This is a genomic window from Pseudomonas sp. LBUM1674 (genome assembly GCF_059695635.1).
The window spans coordinates 2,992,033-3,011,994 of record NZ_CP166779.1 but is presented as its reverse complement, the minus strand read 5'-3'; the positions used below and the strand labels follow the sequence as shown (position 1 = coordinate 3,011,994).

General features: G+C 59.3%; 16 protein-coding genes. 6 read left to right on the top strand and 10 right to left on the bottom strand.

The genetic code is table 11. The features are described from left to right. Window positions 1–63 precede the first annotated feature (63 nt). From ACA067_RS14025 to ACA067_RS14015, 3 genes are all read left to right on the top strand, one after another. A complete protein-coding gene (locus ACA067_RS14025; protein ID WP_497462307.1) occupies window positions 64–462 on the top strand; it encodes a YIP1 family protein in 399 nt (132 codons plus the stop codon). Between the two features lie 46 nt (window positions 463–508). After that, entirely contained in the window at window positions 509–1,852 is a 1,344-nt protein-coding gene (locus ACA067_RS14020; RefSeq protein ID WP_497462306.1) for a cation:proton antiporter, read from the top strand. Between the two features lie 185 nt (window positions 1,853–2,037). Beyond that, the gene (locus tag ACA067_RS14015; protein WP_497462305.1) at window positions 2,038–2,334 is read left to right on the top strand and encodes a hypothetical protein; all 297 of its coding nucleotides are present in this window, start codon (window positions 2,038–2,040) and stop codon (window positions 2,332–2,334) included. Between the two features lie 89 nt (window positions 2,335–2,423). On the opposite strand, the gene ACA067_RS14010 is transcribed toward ACA067_RS14015, so the two are convergent. Further along, window positions 2,424–3,647, bottom strand: a complete 1,224-nt coding sequence (locus tag ACA067_RS14010) for a zinc-dependent alcohol dehydrogenase (protein WP_497462304.1) — start codon at window positions 3,645–3,647, stop codon at window positions 2,424–2,426. Window positions 3,648–3,989: 342 nt separating this feature from the next. Between ACA067_RS14010 and ACA067_RS14005 the strand changes: the two genes are divergently transcribed. After that, window positions 3,990–4,466, top strand: coding sequence for a PA2171 family ribosome-binding persister protein (locus tag ACA067_RS14005; RefSeq protein ID WP_064677672.1), 477 nt, complete (start codon window positions 3,990–3,992; stop codon window positions 4,464–4,466). A gap of 412 nt (window positions 4,467–4,878) precedes the next feature. Here ACA067_RS14005 and ACA067_RS14000 read toward each other — a convergent pair whose 3' ends face one another. After that, window positions 4,879–5,415 carry a hypothetical protein gene (locus ACA067_RS14000; RefSeq protein ID WP_497462303.1) on the bottom strand — a complete coding sequence of 179 codons (537 nt, stop codon included), beginning with the start codon at window positions 5,413–5,415 and terminating at the stop codon, window positions 4,879–4,881. Between the two features lie 84 nt (window positions 5,416–5,499). Between ACA067_RS14000 and ACA067_RS13995 the strand changes: the two genes are divergently transcribed. Next, window positions 5,500–5,739 (top strand): hypothetical protein, encoded by a 240-nt coding sequence (locus ACA067_RS13995; protein ID WP_497462302.1) that lies wholly within the window; start codon window positions 5,500–5,502, stop codon window positions 5,737–5,739. A gap of 173 nt (window positions 5,740–5,912) precedes the next feature. Here the strand turns inward: ACA067_RS13995 and ACA067_RS13990 are convergent, their stop codons facing one another. The 4 genes from ACA067_RS13990 to ACA067_RS13975 form a co-directional block, all read right to left on the bottom strand. Continuing rightward, window positions 5,913–7,835, bottom strand: coding sequence for a hybrid sensor histidine kinase/response regulator (locus tag ACA067_RS13990; RefSeq protein ID WP_497462301.1), 1,923 nt, complete (start codon window positions 7,833–7,835; stop codon window positions 5,913–5,915). A gap of 87 nt (window positions 7,836–7,922) precedes the next feature. After that, the gene (locus ACA067_RS13985) at window positions 7,923–8,831 is read right to left on the bottom strand and encodes a zeta toxin family protein (RefSeq protein ID WP_497462300.1); all 909 of its coding nucleotides are present in this window, start codon (window positions 8,829–8,831) and stop codon (window positions 7,923–7,925) included. 126 nt (window positions 8,832–8,957) lie between these two features. After that, window positions 8,958–11,237 carry an ATP-dependent DNA helicase gene (locus tag ACA067_RS13980; RefSeq protein WP_497462299.1) on the bottom strand — a complete coding sequence of 760 codons (2,280 nt, stop codon included), beginning with the start codon at window positions 11,235–11,237 and terminating at the stop codon, window positions 8,958–8,960. Further along, a complete protein-coding gene (locus ACA067_RS13975) occupies window positions 11,234–12,901 on the bottom strand; it encodes a VRR-NUC domain-containing protein (RefSeq protein WP_497462298.1) in 1,668 nt (555 codons plus the stop codon). The genes ACA067_RS13980 and ACA067_RS13975 overlap by 4 nt, the downstream gene beginning before the upstream one ends. Window positions 12,902–13,107: 206 nt before the next feature. Here ACA067_RS13975 and ACA067_RS13970 point away from each other — a divergent pair, with 206 nt between their 5' ends. Then, window positions 13,108–13,332 (top strand): YgdI/YgdR family lipoprotein, encoded by a 225-nt coding sequence (locus ACA067_RS13970; RefSeq protein ID WP_497462297.1) that lies wholly within the window; start codon window positions 13,108–13,110, stop codon window positions 13,330–13,332. Window positions 13,333–13,469: 137 nt separating this feature from the next. Here ACA067_RS13970 and ACA067_RS13965 read toward each other — a convergent pair whose 3' ends face one another. The 4 genes from ACA067_RS13965 to ACA067_RS13950 are packed head-to-tail and all read right to left on the bottom strand — an operon-like array spanning window position 13,470 to window position 19,841. Beyond that, window positions 13,470–15,323 carry a polyurethane esterase gene (locus ACA067_RS13965; RefSeq protein WP_497462296.1) on the bottom strand — a complete coding sequence of 618 codons (1,854 nt, stop codon included), beginning with the start codon at window positions 15,321–15,323 and terminating at the stop codon, window positions 13,470–13,472. Between the two features lie 47 nt (window positions 15,324–15,370). Further along, window positions 15,371–16,732 (bottom strand): TolC family outer membrane protein, encoded by a 1,362-nt coding sequence (locus ACA067_RS13960; protein ID WP_497462295.1) that lies wholly within the window; start codon window positions 16,730–16,732, stop codon window positions 15,371–15,373. Between the two features lie 2 nt (window positions 16,733–16,734). After that, window positions 16,735–18,069: an HlyD family type I secretion periplasmic adaptor subunit gene (locus ACA067_RS13955; RefSeq protein ID WP_497462294.1), complete on the bottom strand. Its 1,335-nt coding sequence runs from the start codon at window positions 18,067–18,069 to the stop codon at window positions 16,735–16,737. Then, complete coding sequence (locus ACA067_RS13950) at window positions 18,066–19,841, bottom strand: type I secretion system permease/ATPase (protein WP_497462293.1); 1,776 nt, start codon at window positions 19,839–19,841, stop codon at window positions 18,066–18,068. Before ACA067_RS13950 ends, ACA067_RS13955 begins: the two co-directional genes overlap by 4 nt. Window positions 19,842–19,962: the final 121 nt, after the last annotated feature.

Genomic DNA, 19,962 nt, shown 5'->3' with positions numbered 1-19,962 from the left:
AAACTTGCCCCTCAATACGTTCAGGGTCCCCTGTCACGGGCCGCTCCAGCTCAGGAGGTCGTCATGTCCGCACCTATCGTCAAGCTGTTTACCCAACCGAACTTCGCGTGGACGGATATCCGCAAGGAAGAGGAAGCGCATCCGCGTCATTACCTCGCCCATTTGTTGCTGCTGGCCTTGATCCCCGCCGTGTGCCTGTTTATCGGCACCACCTATGTCGGCTGGAGCCTGGCTGAAAATGAAATCGTCAAGCTCAGCGCCGGCAGTGCCTCCCTCTATTCGACCTTCCTGCTGTTTGTCGGCCTGCCAACCTTCATGCACGAGCGCAAGGAACAGGGCCTGTTGTATGCGGCCTGCGTCTGGGGCGTCGGGTTGTTGGTGCTGGTCACCATCCTGGTGGAAATGATCCTGATCTGGTTCAACGTGTTGACGCCTGAATACCTGCGCGCGACTGTCGGTTGATGACCGCGGCCCTTGAGGCCCGCGCCGCCCACAGTGAACTCCGATCATGAGTTTCATTGTCTGGGTGGCGGTGTTGGGTGCCGTGCTGCTGACGCTGGCACTGACGTCGTCGTACCTGCGCTGGATGCCGGTGACCACCTCCGCCGTGTGCCTGGTGCTGGGTGTGGCCATCGGGCCGGCGGGACTCGGGCTGTTGAAACTGGACACGAGTGACGCATCCATCTGGATGGAGCACCTGACGGAAGTCGCGGTGCTGTTCTCGCTGTTCGTCTGCGGCCTGAAATTGCGCTCGCCGCTCAGGGATAAAAACTGGCGGATTGCATTCGGGCTGGCCGGTCCGGTGATGCTGTTGACGATCGCTGGCGTCTGTCTGTTGTTGCACTACGCCTTTGAGCTGCCTTGGGGCGCTTCGGTGCTGATCGGCTCGATTCTGGCACCGACCGACCCGGTACTTGCCTCCCTGGTACAAGTCAACGACGCCCGGGATGACGACAGTGTGCGCTTCGGCCTGTCGGGTGAGGCCGGGCTCAATGACGGCATCGCCTTCCCCTTCGTGATCCTCGGCCTGCTGCTGGTGCAGCACGACGGCAACCCCGGCTGGCTGGGCGATTGGGTGTTGCGCAGTGTGCTGTGGGCAGTGCCTGCCGGCCTGCTTACCGGCTATTGGATGGGACGCGGTATTGGCCGTTTGACCTTGTCGCTGCGGATCCGAAATGACGACAGCACCCTATCGCCGAACGATTACCTGGCCCTCGCCTTGATCGCCCTGTCGTATGTAGTGGCCGAGTCGATTCACGGCTACGGCTTTCTGTCAGTGTTCGCGGCGGGCCTGGGTCTGCGTCAGGAAGAGGTCAAGTCCACGGGCAACGACGAGCTTCCCGCCGAGCACCTGGTTCAACCCGTTGTCGGGCATCAGAACGTCGAGCCGCTGCACGCCGTGCATGGTAATACCGCCAGGCTTGAAGACACTCAGGTCGCCGCGGGCATCATGATGGGCGACATGCTCGCCTTCGGCGGGCTGGTGGAGCGCGCCATGGAAGTCTTCCTGGTGACGCTGCTCGGCGTGGTGTTGATCGCGCACTGGGACTGGCGCGCGCTGGTGATCGCCGGTGTGTTGTTCTGTCTGATTCGACCACTGAGTGTGGTCGCCATGCCTTGGGGTGGTTTGCTGGACGCTCGCCAGCGCCTGTTGATCGGCTGGTTCGGCATACGCGGCATCGGCAGTCTGTTTTATCTGTTTTATGCACTGAACCACGGGCTGGCGCCGTCTGTTGCAACGCTCTGCATCGATCTGACCCTGTCCGTGGTCGCGTTGAGCATCCTGTTCCACGGGATCAGCACCCAACCGATCCTGGCTCGATATGAACGGCGTAAAAAACAGGATATTTGATTTTACCCTTGGGCTTTTACTGCCGGAATCATCGAATTTTCGCCTTCATAAATTTGAAATCCTGGGCGGTCCGGCAGGTCACACGCTTAATCCCGCCCGGATTTTGTGCGGCGGGATGGTTCAGGTTCGGTTCCCCTGGGGCTCCAAGCCTATTAAAAGGGACCTCGAAAAATAAGGTGCTGGTCATGATTCACTATTCAACCTGCGAAGAAATCAAAGCCTGCCGGGCGTTCGCCCTGGAACGCAATCGTCAAATGTTTGCCGAGGCCCAAGCGCTCAGCCGCAGCGCCTTTGAGCTGCTCGATGGCAGCGATATGGATGGGGAGCTGTTTGATCGCTATCTGGAGATACGCAGGAAGGCCAACCTGAAGTTCAAGGAAGCGATCGAACACTTGCGCGTGCTCAACGCAGATTTCCCCCCGGTTTCGATGTCTACGCAAAATGCGCAACGTTTGCACAAGCAAGCCGAATCCAGGGTGTAACGGTACAGATCCAGAGGACGCCATCGCTGCGATGCGGCGACCCGACAAGCCAGCTCCTACAGGTGATCCGCATCTGGAGAGAATGGGGTCTATAACGCCGGGATAGGCGTAGTCTCCACAGCTTCGGTCAGGGGCACATCACTGGAACCCGGCGTGAGAATCACCTTGCGGCAGTCCTCCTGTTTCTTGTCGAAAATCCTGTACCCCTCGGCCACCTGCTCCAGGGACATGCGGTGAGTGATGATCGCCTCCGGTTGCAGGCGTCCGGTTTCGATGTGCCCCAGCAGCTCCGGCAAATAGCGCTGCACATGGGTCTGGCCCATTTTGAACGTCAGGCCCTTGTCGAACGCATCGCCGAACAGGAAACCGTGAATAAACCCGGAATAGACGCCCGGCACACTCACCACCCCACCACGGCGCACGGCGGCGATGCACTGGCGTAGCGCCTTGCCGCTGCTGCCTTCGAGTTTCAGCGTGGCGAGCAGCGTTTCCGTGGTACTGCCCTTGGCTTCGAAGCCTACGGCATCGATCACCGCGTCCACCCCACGGCTGCCCGCCGTCTGGCGAATGATGGTGTCTGCCGGATCATCATCGTCATCAAAGTTGATCGGGATTACACCATAGGTGCGCTGGGCATAGGCCAGCCGATAGTCGTGATGGTCGACCATGAAGATTTGCTCGGCACCGAACATCTTCGCGCACGCCGCACTCAATAGCCCCACCGGCCCGGCGCCATAGATCGCAATGCTTGAACCCGGCCCGATCCCGGTGTTGAGGACCGCTTGCCACGCCGTGGGCAGGATGTCCGACAGGAACAACACTTTCTCGTCCGCCAGCAGCCCGGGAATCTTGAAGGGCCCGGTGTTGGCCTTGGGCACTCTGACCAGTTCGGCCTGCCCCCCCGGTATGCCGCCATACAGACGACTGAAGCCGAACAAGGCGGCGGGCGGTGGAATCGCCTTTTTATTGATGATGGCACCACGACCGGTATTGGTGGTTTCACAACTGGCGAACAGATCACGCTGGCAAAAAAAGCACTCGCCACACGCAATCACAAATGGAATCACCACCCGATCACCGCGCTGCACGGCCGTCACCGCCGAGCCGGTTTCTTCGACAATGCCCATGAACTCATGACCAAAAATGTCGCCGTGCTCCACGGTCGGAATCTTGCCTCGATACAAATGCAAATCCGATCCGCAAATGGCGGTGGCCGTCACCCGCAAAATGATGTCGTCGGGTGCTTCGATAGTGGGATCGGGCACCGTTTCGATTTTGACGTCATGGGCTCCGTGGTAAGTCATTGCACGCATGGCTAGATCCTCACTGGTCAATAAAGACATCGGTTGTCTGTATTAAGGGAGCAAGGCAGAACCGCGAGTTCAGTTGCATGATTGGCGAATCTGATCAGCGGTCAACGCTGAAAATCACGCTGTCACTGGGGTAAAAAGGCAACGCCGCGAACTGCATGAGTCAATTTCCCGGCTCATGCAGCCTGCACGACTTCAGTTTGCCATCATTGATTTTAACCTATTGATTTATATGTATTTTTACCGAAATAAAGAACCGGCACGACAAATGCTCCTGAGACAGAAGCGACCTTCGGCCTTGAGACCGTTCGCGCTCTTCCCCTGACCTAGTTGAGAGACTCGACCATGAACGCCATAGACCTGTTGAAAGCCGACCATGAACGCGTAAAAGGTATCCTGACCCAATTAAGCGAATCCACCGAGCGTGGTATCAAAAAACGCGGCGAACTGTTGGCCAAGCTGGAAATGGAGATCACCATTCATACCCGTCTTGAAGAAGAAGTCTTATACCCGGCGTACAAGAAAGCCGGGGGCAAGGAACAGGACGTGATGTATTACGAGGCCAAGGAAGAACATCGCACCGTCGATTCGCTGGTGCTGCCCGATTTGAAAGTCACCGACCCCTCCACTCCGGAATTCGCCGGTCGTGTGAAAGTGGTCAAGGAACTGCTGGAGCACCATATCGAAGAGGAAGAGACGGAAATGTTTCCTCAGGCGAAAAAACTGTTGGGCAAAGCCACCCTCGAAGAACTGGGAGCGCAGATGGAAACTTTGAAGGCCCAGTACAAGAAAGAAATGAGCGCAGGCAATATGGCTGCTTGATGCAGCCAAGGCAAAAGCAACGGTAACGGAAGATCAAAAGATCGCAGCCTCGCTTCGCTCGACAGCTCCTACAGGGTAATGCGTTCACGTGAAGCCAGGTCGGCTGGCAGGCCGCCTCGCTTTGGCTGTTGCGGTGTACGCCCCATCGAGAGGCCGAGTGGAGGTTCTGCGCAGTGGGCAACCCGGCATGGATGCCGGGTTAGCCGCGCACGGCCATGGATGGCCGATCGCGGCGGGCCCACGGAGCAGGACCGGAGCGAGGGCATGCCGAGCCTAGGCGAGGCACCGAACGAAAGGGGCAAAAGCGCTTGGTTACTTGGCGCTTTTCCAAGTGACCCGCTGTAAAAGCGGAACCGTCGGCGGCCGTTACCGCAGTAACGGATATTCACGACCAACAAATTTACGATTCGGCTCACGCACCGGGATTCGTCACCTGGATATAAACTGCATAGCTGCCCAGCAATACCCAGAACGTGGCGAAAATCCAAGGCGTACGCACCGAAAATAACAAGGACTTGCGATAGCCCTTGTGGGACGATTCCATCTCACTGAACAACGGCGACTCATCGTAGGCGAGGCCCATCAAGGGCTCACTGCGCAACAATTCACTCTGCTTGAAATGCCAATGATCAATAATGTCGTAAGCCGCTCGAATACCCGGCCACGCGTTGAGCGAACTGAGCAGCCCCAACAGCGCCAGGAATGGCGGCACCACCAGGGTAAAGAGCTTGCCCCATTCCGGATTGAGGTTGGACATGCAGGAAGCGAACGCAATCAGCAAAAACGATTGCGCGGCCAGGTAGGCGTCGGTGCGATTGGCCAGAATGCTGGTTTCGTACTGGATTTCCCTGCGATAGAAATCCAGGCGCTCCTTGGGCGAACCAAACATTTTGGCATTGTGTTCGGTGAGGGTTTCTTCGGCCGGGGCCTCGGTCAGTATTCTTGGCACAGGAATCACGCGAGGGCTGCAAAGACCTTTAGAAAAAACCGCTGCCGACAAGTTCAGCTGGATTGACAACACAAGGGGTCAGCAATGGACTATCTCGATTGGGTGCAATGGCCTGCCATGCTGGTCACGGTGCTGGCAGCATGGCTGATCGGTTCGCAAAACCCCGAACGCCGGGTCTCGGGCTTCACCTGTTTTATCGTGAGCAATGTGTTGTGGGTGATATGGGGTTACCACACCCAGGCCTATGCCCTGATCGTGTTGCAGTTTTGCCTGTGCGCCATGAACTTGCGCGGCTTCAGGAAGAATGCGCACTCCGCGAGCTGATGTTGCGGTACACAGGTGATCCCTGTAGGAGCTGGCTTGTCGGATCGCCGCACCGCAGCGAAGGCGGCCTCCAGCCTTGCAGTGCTCATGACGACGCCTTCGCCAGCAAGCCGGCTCCTACAACAGGGATTTGGCGTTTTCCACAATCCAGCGGTATGCAGGTGGTGCGGTGATCATTTCATGGTCGAGGCGATGATCTCCACCAGATTGAGTTGGGTATAGGGTTTGGACAGGCGCGGGAGTTGCGTCGCAAAGCCTTCCAGTCGTTCGGCGTAGCCGGTAGCGAGAATGATCGGCAGGCTGGGTTTGATGACGCGGATGGCCTGCGCCAGTTGCGCACCATTCATCTGTGGCATGGCCATGTCGGTAATGACCAGGTCGATGGCTGGCTCGGCATCGAGCGCTTTCAGCGCCAGAGCCCCGGAGACCGCGCTGATCACCCGATGTCCGAGGTCTTCGAGCAACAGGCAGGTACTGGTCAACACCAGGCTGTCGTCGTCCACCACCAGCACACACAGGCGAGGCACAGGCGGTGCGGTTTCTTCGTCGGTAGCGGGCATGGCCACCGAACCGGTCGTGGCGATGGGTATCCACAGTTCGGCAGTCGTGCCCGCGTCTTTCTGGCTCTTGAGTATGAATCGCCCGCCCAGTTGTTCGATAAAACCATGCACCATCGACAACCCCAGGCCCGTGCCTTTACCCACCCCCTTGGTGGTGAAGAACGGGTCCATCGCCGAGGCCAGCGTGGTCTCATCCATGCCTTCCCCCGTGTCACTGATACTCAGGCAGACATAGCGGCCCTTCATCGGGGTGAACTGGACTTGGTCGCCAACCTCTTCCGTTCTGGCGCTGATCACCATTTTCCCGCCATGGGGCATGGCATCCCTGGCATTGGTCGCCAGGTTCAGCACCGCCAGTTCAAGCTGATTGACGTCGGCCAGGACCGGTTCAAGCTCGGGGGAAAAGTGGATTTCAAGGACCACGGAAGGCCCGAGGGAGCTGCGCAACAAGCCGGAGATGCCTTGTATCAGTGTCGGAATCTCGACGGGTTCGGCCTTGAGTTCCTGGCGCCTGGCAAACGCCAGCATGCGCTGGGTCAGCGATACGCCACGCAAGGCGCCCTGGGTGGCGTTATCCACCAGCCGGGTAATGCGCGGATCGTCATCCACGCGCTTGCGGACTATTTCCAGATTGCCGAGGATCACCGTCAGCAAGTTGTTGAAGTCGTGGGCAATGCCCCCGGTGAGCTGGCCGATGGCTTGCATCTTCTGGGCCTGGAACAGTGCCTCGCGGGTTTGTTCGAGGACCTGCTGAGCCTGGGTGACTTCGGTGATATCACGGGTGATCTTGGCGAAACCGAGTAACGTGCCTGTGTCGCCCCGGATCGGGTCGACCACGACGTGGGCCAAAAACCGCGTCCCGTCCTTGCGCACGCGCCAGCCTTTGTTTTCGAATCGCCCATCACGGATGGCAATGGACAGGGTCCTTTGCGGTTCGCCGGCTTCGCGGTCCTCCGGGGTATAAAACATCGAAAAATGTTGCCCGATCACTTCTTCGGGCAAATAGCCCTTGATGCGCTGGGCCCCGAGATTCCAGTTGGTCAGGCGGCCGTCCGGGGCAAGCATATAGATCGCGTAGTCCGTGACGCTTTGCACCAGCAGGCGGAATTGCTGCTCGCTTTGCTTGAGGGTCTCTTCGGCCATCTTGCGGTCGGTCAGGTCTCGGGTGATCTTGGCAAACCCCAGCAACTTGCCCGACGGGTCGATAATCGGGTCGATGACCACGTGCGACCAGAAGTGCGTACCGTCCTTGCGCACCCGCCAGCCCTCGCCTTCGAAACGCCCTTCGTTGATTGCCGTGTTCAACGCGCGCTGGGGCATACCCGCGCGTCGATCCTCTTCGGTGTAGAAACGCGAGAAGTGCTGGCCGAGAATCTCGGCCTCCTCATACCCCTTGAAACGCCTGGCGCCGGTGTTCCAGCTGGTGATGATGCCATCGGGATCAATCATGTAGATCGCATAGTCAATCACAGCATCGATCAGCAGGCGAAAACGACTGTCATCGATGATGGTGGCTTTGCTTCGATCTTCGCTCATTGATCCCTCACGTCATGGATGTGTTTGTAAAGTATGCGACAAAGCGCCAGTTTGGAAAGTCGCAATACCGACACTCGTCGCCAAGTGTCATCGGTTTACGTATTTGGTGATGAAGGCGTACAGGGCGTTGTAGACAAAATCAGGGACATATTGAGCATGGGCCTGGGTCTTGAGCAGCGCCAGGTGGCACTCCTTTAGAACCTCGTCCCGGTCTTGAGTCGCGAAGACATGATTATCGATAATGCTGGAGTACACGCTGTACGTAAAATTTATCTTGGTTGTCGTAGAGGTAACGGAACCATCGGCAGCCTTTGAGTAGGTGCTCTGAGCGATCAACGCCCGCTCTTTCAACGCGCCGAAGCCACGCTCGTACAGGTTGATTTGCGACCCGCTGACCGCCTTTGCAGCCGTCTCGAAGGCCAGGATGACCGCTTGCGCATAACACATGCTGGCCTTCAGCCTGGAGACCGTCAGAAACCTTTCCATCTCTCGATCTTGCAGGCTTTTTAACGCTCGTTTGATGCTCGACAGGTAAGCAAACTCTTGTGTGCAGCCAACGATGTGAGTCTCGAACTGATAACCGACGGCGGTTGCTGTCGGTGGAAAGGTCGCGAACTCGAAACTTTCGAACACGCATTCCATGATGATGTTGTATTTGCCTGTAAACGCATGGGTATGAATCTTCGTGGAGACTTCACGGACAAATGCCTCTGTATGCTCATACGCATGCAAAACGCCGAGTTTGATCATTTCTTCGTATTGAGGGTGTTTTTTTCGGTATTCGGGCAAGTACAGACGAACATAGTTGTCGTACCGTTTTGAGGGCAAAAGGCTTTTTTCCAGCAGATAGGTTTTGCCTGCGCCCTCTATCCCGGCAACAACCAGTATTTTGGGGATTGCCTCGGCCTTGATGCCGTTGAACAGCGTCGCTTTTATTTCATCAAACGCTGCCGTGACCTGTTCAGGGGTGTACGAGTAGTTCGGTGCTACTGACATACCTTGATTTCCTTATCAAAGATTCGATTGAAGTGATGACGCGATCCATGACTAAAGCGCACTTTGCTCGCTTGTTCAAATGGTTGTGTCTTTCAATGTATGTCACTGTTTGTAATATGAAAATTCCTACTCGACAGCGAGAAGATTCGTTGGCGCAATCGTCCACCAGCGCGGCAGCAGTTGCTTGACCTTGCTGTCGCCAAAGCGGTCATCGATCAGCATGATGACCCCTTGATCCTGCTGGGTGCGAATCACCCGTCCCGCCGCCTGGACCACTTTCTGCACCCCGGGGAACAGGTAGGTGTAGTCATACCCGGCACCGAAAATCGCCGCCATGCGATGTTTCACCTGCTCGTTGACCGGGTTGAGTTGCGCCAGCCCGAGGGTGGCAATGAACGCACCGATCAGGCGCGCCCCGGGCAAGTCGATGCCTTCGCCAAACGCCCCGCCCAGCACTGCGAAACCAATACCCTGACTGTCCGCGGTGAACTGATCGAGAAAACCCTGGCGCTGCCCTTCCGCCATGCCTCGAGACTGCGCCCACAGGTTGATATGGGGATGTCTTTGCGCCAGCAACTGCGCCACTTGCTGCAAATAATCGAAGCTGCTGAAAAACGCCAGGTAGTTGCCGGGACGCTGGCTGAACTGCCTGGCGATCAGCTCGACGATCGGCGCCAGGGACGACTGGCGATGAACGAACCGGGTGGAGATCTGGTTGACGATGTGCACTTGCAGCTGATCGGCGTGAAAGGGTGATTCGACATCGATCCACACCGTGTTCGCTGGCGTCCCTAACAGATCGGCGTAGTAATGGCGCGGGCTCAGGGTCGCGGAAAACAACACGGTGCTGCGCGCAGCCGTCAGGCGCGGGCGGATGAAGCCGGCGGGCACCACGTTGCGCAGGCACAGCTGCGAAAGGTTTTTCTTGCGCTCGAGGTCGCGCTTGCTGATGTCGAACAGGAACTGTTCATCGAACAGTTCGGCGACCCGGCAAAACTGCAGCATGTCGAAGTAAAAACCCTGCAAGGCGCTGTCCAGGCCTTGAGGATGATCGTTCAGGTAATCGCCGATACTCGCACTGCAGGACGACAGGGCCTGGAGCAATTTTTCCGGCGCCTTGTCGTACGCCTGATAGGCGCCGAGCTGCAGGTCATGCAGGGCATTCCATTGCCGGTTGACCCGCTGCAAGGCTGTCTTCAGCGCTGGCGGGGCGGTTTTGCGCACAGCATTGAGGGTCGATTGGTCGAGGCTTGCACTGTACATTTGCCGCCCCCGCTCCACCAGGTTATGCGCTTCGTCCACCAGCACCGCGACTTTCCAGTTGTTGGCCTGGGCCAGCCCGAACAGCAGCGCGCTGAAATCGAAATAATAGTTGTAGTCGGCAACCACCACGTCTGCCCAGCGGGCCATTTCCTGGCTCAGGTAATACGGGCAAATGTCATGTTCAAGTGCTACCTCGCGCAAGGCGCTCTGGTTCAGCAGGGTCAGCTCGCTGGCGGCCTGGCGCGCCGCGGGCAAGCGGTCATAGAAACCCTGGGCCAACGGGCAGGATTCGCCGTGACAGGCTTTGTCCGGATGCTCGCAGGCCTTGTCCCGGGCGATCATTTCCAGAACCCGCAGGGGTGGCGCTTCGGCACTGTCGAGGATGACTTGCGCGGCATCCAGCGCCAGTTTTCGGCCCGGGGTTTTCGCGGTAAGGAAGAACACCTTGTCCAGTTGCTGCGGCGCCAGGGCCTTGAGCATTGGAAACAAGGTGCCGACGGTCTTGCCGATCCCCGTGGGTGCCTGGGCCATCAGGCAGCGGCCGGTACTGACCGCCTTGAAGACCGATTCAGCCAGATGACGCTGCCCGGGACGGAAGCTGGCATGGGGAAACGCCAGTTGCTGCGCCGCACGATTGCGTCCTTCGCGGTGGGCCATTTCCTGCTCGGCCCACTGCAGGAACAGACGGCAATGGTGTTCGAAAAACAGCTCCAGCTCTGGTGCGCTGAAGGCCTCGACCAGGCAGGTTTCCCTTTCGCTGACGATGTCGAAGTACACCAGCGCCAGATTGATCCGGGTCAGTTCCAGCTTCTGGCACATCAGCCAGCCGTAGATCTTCGCTTGTGCCCAGTGCAGCTGACGGTGGTTGGCGGGTTGTTTATTCAAGTCGCCGCGATAGGTTTTGACTTCTTCCAGGCAATTTTGCACCGGGTCGTAGCCGTCCGCCCTGCCCTTGATCTTCAACGTTTGATACCGGCCTTCGAGCGCTACTTCACGCTGGTAACCCTCACTGCGGCGGGACGCCACGGTGCGATGCCCGACGATGCCTTCCAGTGCAGTCGGCGACGGGGTGAAACGCAGGTCAAGGTCGCCGACCTTGGCGGTGAACTCGCACAACGCGCGCACCGCGATGTTGTAGCTCACGCGCTCTGCTCCGCCCATTGCACGTAGCACACGGCAATCGGCATCTGGTGCTCATGGCAGAACTCCAGCCAGCGCAACTGGTTGTCCTGCAGGCGATCGCCGGGGCCTTTGACTTCGATCATGCGGTAGGCCTTGTCTTGCGGCCAGAACTGGATCAGGTCCGGCATGCCGGCGCGATTGGCCTTGATGTCCAGCAGCAGGCGATGGAACCAGTGCTTGAGGTGGTCGGCCGGCAGACAATCGAGGGCCTGGTCGAGCAATGCCTCGCTCAATACACCCCAGAACACGAAGGGTGATTGCACGCCCCACTTGGCGGCATAACGGTCACGGATGGTCTGGCGGTAACGTCCGTCATCGAGTTCGGCCAGGCAGGCCTGGAACAGGTCAGCCCGGCGCACATGGAAATCTTCATTGAGCAGGTCCACCGGCCCGCGCTGGAACGGGTGAAAAAACGCTCCCGGCAAGGGCGCGAAGATCGCCGGCCAGCACAGCAGCCCGAACAGCGAGTTGATCAGGCTGTTCTCCACGTAATGCACCGGTGCCGACTCCTGTGCCAGGTGGGCCTGGACATGATATTCCACCGACAGCGCCGGATCGGTCCTGGGCAGTTGCAGGTCCAGGCGCAGCATTTCCCGCGGGGACGAACGCTTGATGGGCGGCCCGCCGAGCTTGCGCCGCAGGCGGGGCAATACCCGCAGCAAGTGCTGCTGTTCGGCGGCGCTTTGCGCTGTTTGCTCGGCATGGCTGGCCAGGTCCAGCGCCAGCTGATACTCGCCGCAGCGCTCCAGCACGCGAATCAGGCGCAACCGCGCGCCGGGCCAGGCGCACTCGCGGTAAATGCTCAAGGCCATGGCGAAATCGGCGGTGCGTTCGCAATATTGACCCATCTGGAATAACAGTTTGTCGCGACGTCGTTGCAGCCAGGGGTTGCCCAGCGCCAGCCCGTTGACCTGCTCGACAATGCCGGCCAGCGCTTCGCCCGCTTCGAAACGCTGCTGACAGTCATGCAGGAAAACGCAGGCATCCACGTCCTCGCGGCTGCGCAAGCCCCGGGAGTCGGCGCAGAACTCGACTTTTTCATAAGTAAAAATGCCCAGGTCGGCCAGCACGAACTCCGACCAGTCCTGGTAAAGATTGCCAAAGAACATCAGACGCAGGCGATCACACAGACCCATGATGGTCAGGCTGAACAGCCGATCATCCACTGCCTCGCACCAGTGGCTGAAGCACCGGGCTTCGGGAAACTGCTCGCTCAATGCCGGCAGCCAATCGGTCTTCTTTCCCTTGGGCTGATCGATGGCCGCGCCAAGACACTGGAGGATTTCTGCCTTGAGCAGCACCTCGAACAGTTCTTCGATAGACAATGGCGCCTGCTCGTCGATCCAGCCCAGCGCCAACAACGGGCCGGCAGCGCTCGCGGTGTCGCCGATCTCGACGTACTGCAGCTTGCTCGCCCGGAAGTGTATGCCCCTGCGCATCACCATCCGCACCAGCAGCGCCCTGGAGGGCCGGGGCAGCAGGTAGAAATCGCCGATGAATCGCTGCTCCTCGACACTCAACACATCGGCATAGCGATGCTCAAGCCAATCAAGCACTTGCATGAAGTTGTTCAAGTAGTAGAACGGGTCGTCGAGGGGATTTGCAGTCACAGGAAAAAGGGCCATGGCAAGCGAATACTGGTTATGCGTACAGATACCAGCTACGCCCGGTGCGGTGCAAACGGAAAAGGATCAGCGGCGGGCAATCGGCTTATTTTTTTGCCGTCTGTCGAACTTTCTGCCAATCCATCGCACCAACCGCCTTAGAGGTACCGTGACGGTAATGCTCGATCGAGACAGTGCGCTGCTTTTTTAAAGGATGAGAGGTGGGTATGAATATCAAGACTCTGGGTTTGCCCTTGGCAGTGGCAGCCTTTCTGGCCCTGGCCGGTTGTTCGACGGCAACGGTGGTGACCCTGCAGAACGGCACCCAGTATTTGACCAAGGACATGCCGGACACCGAGACCAAGGATGGTTTTTACGAGTTTGAAGATATTTCCGGGGCGAAGGTGAAGGTCAGGGCTGCTGAGGTGGCTACCGTACGCAAGGAAGACTGAAGACCGAGTCATCGTTCTTCGCGAGCAAGCCCGCTCCCACATTTGATCTACTGTGGACACAAGATCTGTGGACACACTAAACGAGGGATGGGAGCGGGCTTGCTCGCGAAGAGGCCCTCACAGGCGCCGCATCACTTTCAGGCGATAACAATCCCCCCACCAGACAAACTCTCCAGCCCAACCCCGACCAGCGTCACCGAATCCCCGCCAAAGGTCAGCACCGTATCCTGCCCCACCGCCGTGGCATGCGCCCGAACATCATCGTTCGGCATCACCCCCTGAACCCCCATAAACACCAGCTGGTCATCCGCTTGGTAACCTACCACCCGGTCCTGACCAAACCCGCCACTGAACAGGAACGTATCGCTCCCGCCCCCCGACTCCATCAGGTCGTTCCCCGCCCCGCCGACAAACACATCGTTACCCTTGCCGCCGATCAAGTGATCGTTGCCTTCAAGGCCAAACAACCAATCGCCGCCAGCGTGCGCCGTGAGCGTATCGGCACCTGCCCCGCCTTTTACCGATGCAGCGTACCGAGTCAGGTCATTGCCGACCGCCAGGCCATCGGCGGTCACGCTGTGGGTCACGTCATCCTTGAACAGCCCCCAAAGCAATCCCGGTTCCTTGCTGACAATGTTGCCGATGTCCCGGGTAATGCTGATGCCGCCATGGGCGTCGCGGATATACAGGTTGCCGGCACCATCATTGGCAAAATCCAGGTTTTTCACCGATTGCTGCAGATCGAGTACGTTGTTGCCCTGGCCGCCCGACAGGATGTTGTAGCCGCCGCCATCGCGGAAGGTGTCGTTGCCGGCACGGCCTTCCAGATAGTCATTGCCCTGGCCGCCCTGGATCAGATCGTTGCCGTCGCTGCCAATGATGAAGGTGCTGCCTTTGTGGGTTTCGGCGTTGCGATTCAAATCCTGAACCCATGTGTTGGCCCGGGCCGGGTCCGACAGGTTGGCGACGATGATCGTCGAGTCTTTGCCGGTGAGGTCGTAGAACGTCGACGCCAGCACCCGGTTCATGCCGTCGCCATAAGCGGTGGGCAGGTGCGAGATCCAGGTCGGGATGTTGAGGATGGAAAACGGCAGGACGTTCCACGCCGTCGAGGCGTAGTGATCGTTGAAACTGACGATGTTGTCAGTCGCCGAGGCTTTGGCGGCATCGTGTACGCCCACCGACGACAGGTTGAACGACGAACCGTCGAGGGCACGAAACACCGGGTCGTTTTCATAACCGACGTTGAGCACTTTGTCGGTGCTGCTTTGGGTGGGCGAAGCGTAGGCAATGTAATTGGAGTCCTTATAGAACCCCGACCACTGCTCGTTGCTCAGGTCTGCCAGGCTATTGACCGCCAACCCGCCGAGACTGTGACCGCTGACCAGCACGTCCTTGCCCGACAGGCCATTGGCACGGGCAAACGCGGCGACGTCGCCAAGTAACTCGCCGAAGGCTTCACCCACGTAGTTTTTCGCGTAGTCCTTCGGCCCCAGGGCTGCCAGCAGGTCGTTGATCACGTCGGCGATCGAATCGCTGATCAGGGTTTCCCGAGGCCCACTGGTGCCGCGAAAGGCAATGCCGATTTCACTGAGTTGCCCCTGGGCGTCGTACTTGCCGAGGATCTCCACCTGGGCGCTGGTGTAACCGGCCTTTTCGCCGAAGAAGGTTCCGCGCGCATCGACCTTGCCGTCATAGCCCAGTTGCGAAGCGCTGATCGGCGTCCAGCCGGCCTTTTGCACGGCATCCAGTGCGGCTTTTTCCGAATCCGGATTCCAGGGGATCCCGGGGATGACGCCCTGGGAATCAGCGCCGCCAATCAGCGCCGTGACCAGGGTCGCCGGCAAACCCAGGCCGAAGCCGTTGTGCTGGTAACCGGTGGCAAAGCCATTGTCGAGGTTGTGATAGGAATACAGCGTGATCGCCATCGCGTCGCTGAACAACGCTTTGGAGTCTGCCGTGCCGTGGTTTTTATAGTCATACACACCCATGGGTCTTGCCTCTCTTGTTGTTGGAATTGTCAGAGATTTTTCAGGCGCTACCGAGTCGGCCCCTGGCCAAACGCCTCGTCGACCCGGGCCAGATCCTGCTCATTCAAGGTCCCGGCGTAGTAGTGCAATTTGATCCAGGCCATCAGATAGTCGTACCGGGTCTGCGCCAGGTCGCGGCGTGTGGTGTAGAGCTGTTGTTCGGCGTTCAGCGCATCGAGGTTGACCCGCTCACCGCCCAGAATGCTTTGCCGGGTCGATACCACCAGCGCTTCGGCGGAGCCAAGGGCTTTCTGATAGGCGCGCAATTTGCTCACACCCGACAGGCAGGCGCTGAACTGCCGGCGCAGTTCGATCAGGGTTTCCCGGGTCTTGCCGTCCAGTTCGTACTCGGCCTGTTCCATTGTGCGGCTGGCCTGTCGGGTCGACGCCGATACGCCGCCGCCGGCATAGAGCGGCATGCTCACTTCGATACCGATGGTGTTGGTGTCGTAACGCTGGTTATAGGTATTGCCGCTTTCCGATTCGTTCTGGCGCAGCGAGGCGTAGGCGCTGACTTTGGGCAGGTGCCCGGCGCGATTGCGTTCGACTTCATGCCGCGCAACTTCCACGGCCTGGCGCTGGGTCGCCAGGGTCGGGTTGTTGGCCACCGCCCTTTCGTGCCAGGTAGCGAAGTTGGCCGGTTGCAGGGTGAAAGTCTGGAAGTTCTGATCCAGTGGCGCCAGGTCGCTGATGTCGATGGCCGGCACGCCGATCAGCGCGCCCAGTTCACGCAGGGACGCGTCCTGCTCGTTGCGTGCTTCGATTTCCTCGGCGGTGGCCAGTTCGTAGCGTGACTCGGCTTCAAGAATATCGGTGCGGGTGCCCTCGCCCTGGCGGAACATGTGCTCGTTCTGCTGGAATTGCTGTTCGAAGGCGTTCTTCTTGGCCAGCGCAATGTCGATCTGGTCCTGGGCGAACAGCGCCTGGGTGTAGCTCTCCAGCACGCGCACCAGCAATTGCTGGCTCTTGCCGCGAAAGTTTTCGTCGGCGAACAGCGCTTGCGCCACCCCTTTGCGATACGTCGCGTAGGCCTCGTAGTCGAGCAAGGGTTGTTGCAGGGTCAATGACGAGCCGTAACTGCTGTAGTTGCGATCATCACTCTGGCTGTGACCGCGATCGTTGAGGTAGGTGACCTTCGAGGAGTTGCGGCCCTTGTTGTAGTTGTAACCCAGCTTCGGCAATAGTCCGGCGCGGCCGATGGCGCGATTCTCCAGGCCAGCGTCGCGCTCCTTGATCGCGCCGAGGAACTGCGGATCGTTGCGCAACGCTTGTTCATAAATGTCGAACGGTCCCATGGCCAGCGCACTGTTGCACGTCAGCAACGCCAGGGACGCGGCGCACATCGAAAGCTTATTCATACAGCCGAACATCCTTATTCCTCGGTCAACGCGGAACCTGCCCGGTCGAGCAGCGGTTTGAACAAATAGTTGAGGAGTGAACGTTCACCAGTGCGCACGAACATTTCTGCCGGCATCCCGGGCTTGATCACCAGGCCGTTGAGCTGTTCCATGGCCTGGTCGCTGACGCTGCTGCGCAGCACGTAATACGGCGCACCGGTTTTCTCGTCGAGCATCTGGTCGGCGGAGATCAGGCTGACTTCGCCGGGCAACCGCGGGGTGCGGCTCTGGTTGAACGCCGTGAACAGGATGTCCACCGGCAGGTGCATGCCGACCTTGTCGACCAGGTTGGTTGGCAGGCGTCCTTCCACTTCCAGGCGGGTGCCTTGGGGCACGATTTCCAGCAGGGTGTCGCCCTGGCGTATCACCGCGCCTTCGGTGTGAACCCCGAGGTTGACCGCAATGCCATCGGCGGTGGCGATGATCTCGCTGTGTTGCAGGTCAAACCCGGCGGAGGTCAGTTGCTCCTCCAGGGTCACGCTTTTGAGCTGGGCGTCGGCCAGTTGAGTGCGGACTTCTTTCTGATACTCCTCGGTCTGTTGTTGCAGCTTGAGCCGCGATTCGAGGATGCCCTGCTCCACCCGGCCGCTTTCGCCGCTGTTCTCTGCCAGCTGTTGCCGGACTTGCGACAACTGGCGCTGGTATTCCAGCAGCCGATTGCGCGGGATGTAACCGTTGTCCGCCAGCGGTTGAAGATTGCTCAATTGTTGTTGCAGGGAGCTGGCCTGGGCACTCAGGTCAGTGCGGGCGCGGCGCATGCCGGCCAGTTGCGCACCGGCGCCTTCGATGCTGGCGCGCAAGGCGGCCTGCTCGCGGAAAAACGCTTCCCGGCGGCTGCTGAACAATTGCCGCTGACCTTCCAGCACCAAGGCCAGGCGTGGGTCCGGATCAATACTCAGTCGGGCAGGAAAGCTCACCTGCCCGAGGTTATCCCGTTCGCTCTGCCAGCGGGCCAGACTGGCCCAGGCCATACGGTATTGCGCTTGCAGCGATTGCACGTCGGCCGCGACTTGGGTCGGGTCGAGCCGGAACAGTGGCTGGCCCTGCTTCACCACTTGCCCCTCGCGTACCAGGATCTGGCTGATGACACCACTGCTCATCGCTTGCACGGCTTTGCGCTTGCCCGAGACTACGACGGTGCCTTGCACCGGGATGCCCTGATCGAGCGGCGCCAGGCTGGCCCAGGTGAAGAAGCTGCCCGCGCCGACGATCGCCAGAATCCAGCCCAGGCGAGCAAAAAAGTGCGCGTCGCGCTCGGGGCGTTCGGCAATGTAGTCGTGTTCCATGGCGTTTTCGCTGTCGTGGCTCATACACCCGAATTCCTGGTCGAGGGCTGGTACTGCCGGCTCATGCTGAGCCCGCCCGGTGCCTGCGCGGTTTTCTCCCGCTGCTGCTCCTGAGCGCCGGACAGTGCTTTAAGCACTTCCTGGCTCGGACCGAAGGCTTGCAGGCGTCCTTCGTTGAGCACCAACAGCTTGTCGGCCTGGGCCAGTGCCGAGGAGCGATGGGTCACCAGAATCACGCTGGTGCCCTGGGCTTTCATTTGCGCGAGAGCACCCGCCAATGCGGCCTCGCCGACGGTGTCGAGGTTGGAATTCGGTTCATCCAGCACCACCAGGCGTGGCTTGCCGTACAGGGCTCGGGCCAGGGCGACACGTTGTTTCTGACCGCCGGACAGACCGCTGCCCTCTTCGCCGAGTACGGTGTCGTAACCTTGGGGCATGCGCAGGATCAGTTCATGGACACCGGCCTGTTGCGCGGCTTCGACCACTTTTTGCGGATCTGCCTCACGGAATCGCGCAATGTTTTCAGCGATGCTGCCGCTGAACAGTTCGATGTCTTGCGGCAGATAACCGATGTAGGGGCCCAGGTCGTCGCGGTTCCAGCGATGAATGTCCGCGCCGTCGAGCCGCACCGTCCCGCCAAGCGTTGGCCAGACGCCGACCAGCACCCGGGCCAGGGTCGATTTTCCGGAGCCGGACGCTCCGAGCACGCCCAGCACTTCACCGGCGCCGAGGTTGAAATTGACCAGGTGCAAGGTCGCAGCCCGTTGCCCCGGTGGACCGGCGCTGACCTGTTCGAACATGACCTGGCCTTTCGGGGCCGGCAGCGCCATGGCCTCGTCACCCGGCGGGAAGGCTTGCAACAAGTCATCGAGACGGCGGTAGGCAAGCTTGGCGCCACTCCACTGTTTCCACACGGCGATCAACTGATCGATAGGGCTCAACACCCGGCCCATCAGGATGGAGCCGGCAATCATCATCCCGGCGGTCATGTCGCCCTTGATCACCAGCAACGCACCGAGGCCCAGCACCAGGGACTGCAGGCACAACCGCAGGGTCTTGCTCAGGGAACTGATGACTGCGCCAGTGTCGCTGGCCTGGTTTTGCAAGCCGAGAAAGCGTGAATGCACCTGGAACCAACGATTGCGCAAAGCCCCGAGCATGCCCATGGCCTGGATGGTTTCGGCGTTATGCAGGTGACTGCTCGCCAGTTGGCTGGATTTCTGGGACAAGACGGCCGCTTCGCCCAAGGGCTTTTTGGTCATGGCCTCATTCAGACAAGCCAGCCCGATCAGCAGCGCGGCACCCGCCGTGGCAAACACTCCGAGCCATACATCGAACAGATAAATCACGAACAGATAGACCGGAAACCACGGCGCATCGAAGAAGGCAAACAATGCCGGGCCGGTGACGAACTGGCGAATATGGGTGAGGTCGCCCAGGGATTGTCCGGCGTTGCCTTCGCCCTTGAACAGGTTGCGCTCGAACGCGGCCTGATAGACCCGCAGGTTGAAGCGGCGTTCCAGTTGGCTGCCGATACGGATGACGATGAAGCTGCGCACAATCTCCAGTAGCCCGATGAACGCAAAGAACCCGACGACCATGAGTGACAACATGGCCAGCGTCGTTTCGTTTTGCGACGACAATACGCGGTCATAAACCTGCAGCATATAAATCGACGGAACCAGCATCAGTACGTTAATCAGTGCGGTAAAACAACCGACGCTGATCAGGATGCTCTTATAGTCGCCCAGCGCACTAATTAACGGCGCGGTGGCCGGGCTCTTTGCCATCTTCATGGGTTCTTCCTGAGGTGTTATCCCTCGCCATACCTGGCGAGGTCTGCCGAATCTTGTTTTTGTGGTTACCGCTTACACTTCAATAACAATTTATTGTTCTGTGGCTTCTAACGCCATTGGC

Excerpts from the sequence above, each read along its gene's own strand:
- ACA067_RS13985 (WP_497462300.1), bottom strand. The coding sequence starts at position 8,831 with ATGTCAGTAGCACCGAACTACTCGTACACCCCTGAACAGGTCACGGCA.
- ACA067_RS13995 (WP_497462302.1), top strand. The coding sequence starts at position 5,500 with ATGGACTATCTCGATTGGGTGCAATGGCCTGCCATGCTGGTCACGGTG.
- ACA067_RS14020 (WP_497462306.1), top strand. The coding sequence starts at position 509 with ATGAGTTTCATTGTCTGGGTGGCGGTGTTGGGTGCCGTGCTGCTGACG.
- ACA067_RS13960 (WP_497462295.1), bottom strand. The coding sequence starts at position 16,732 with ATGTTCGGCTGTATGAATAAGCTTTCGATGTGCGCCGCGTCCCTGGCG.
- ACA067_RS13970 (WP_497462297.1), top strand. The coding sequence starts at position 13,108 with ATGAATATCAAGACTCTGGGTTTGCCCTTGGCAGTGGCAGCCTTTCTG.
- ACA067_RS13990 (WP_497462301.1), bottom strand. The coding sequence starts at position 7,835 with ATGAGCGAAGATCGAAGCAAAGCCACCATCATCGATGACAGTCGTTTT.
- ACA067_RS13965 (WP_497462296.1), bottom strand. The coding sequence starts at position 15,323 with ATGGGTGTGTATGACTATAAAAACCACGGCACGGCAGACTCCAAAGCG.
- ACA067_RS14015 (WP_497462305.1), top strand. The coding sequence starts at position 2,038 with ATGATTCACTATTCAACCTGCGAAGAAATCAAAGCCTGCCGGGCGTTC.
- ACA067_RS14005 (WP_064677672.1), top strand. The coding sequence starts at position 3,990 with ATGAACGCCATAGACCTGTTGAAAGCCGACCATGAACGCGTAAAAGGT.
- ACA067_RS13950 (WP_497462293.1), bottom strand. The coding sequence starts at position 19,841 with ATGAAGATGGCAAAGAGCCCGGCCACCGCGCCGTTAATTAGTGCGCTG.
- ACA067_RS14025 (WP_497462307.1), top strand. The coding sequence starts at position 64 with ATGTCCGCACCTATCGTCAAGCTGTTTACCCAACCGAACTTCGCGTGG.
- ACA067_RS14010 (WP_497462304.1), bottom strand. The coding sequence starts at position 3,647 with ATGCGTGCAATGACTTACCACGGAGCCCATGACGTCAAAATCGAAACG.
- ACA067_RS13975 (WP_497462298.1), bottom strand. The coding sequence starts at position 12,901 with ATGGCCCTTTTTCCTGTGACTGCAAATCCCCTCGACGACCCGTTCTAC.
- ACA067_RS13955 (WP_497462294.1), bottom strand. The coding sequence starts at position 18,069 with ATGAGCCACGACAGCGAAAACGCCATGGAACACGACTACATTGCCGAA.